The following is a 385-nucleotide window of genomic DNA, read 5'->3' as shown; positions in this document are numbered from 1 at the left end:
AAAAAGAAATTTAAAACGCTCCTTAAGACGTCTAACGAAACGAAATAGACCAGGTACCTTCAAACAGATTATAACAGAAATTAATCAAGTAACACGAGGGTGGATAAATTACTTTGGTAGAGGGTTTATTAAAGCTTTTATAACGAAGTTACAATCTTGGTTAAACCGACGCATTAGACAACTAATTCTCAAAAGATGGAAGAAACCAAAAACAAAATACAAGATGTTACGTAAATATGGACTTGACCATAAAAGTGCCATGAAAATCGCACAATCGCGTAAGAAGTATTGGCGACTCTCAAGCACCAAAGAAGTCCATCTCGCGCTTACAACAAAACAACTCTACAAGTGGGGACTAATACCGTTAGTCGAACTTGCAGAGTTG

Annotated in this window: 1 protein-coding gene; it reads left to right on the top strand. The window is 36.6% G+C overall.

Annotation, left to right across the window (positions count from 1 at the left end):
* Positions 1-385: group II intron maturase-specific domain-containing protein (locus SH09_RS14340; protein ID WP_042740270.1), on the top strand; the 385-nt coding region annotated here is incomplete at both ends.

This window comes from Staphylococcus gallinarum (genome assembly GCF_000875895.1).
Classification (GTDB): Bacteria; Bacillota; Bacilli; order Staphylococcales; family Staphylococcaceae; genus Staphylococcus; species Staphylococcus gallinarum.
Note: the sequence above shows the minus strand (reverse complement) of the source record. Positions and strands in the feature narration are given on the sequence as shown.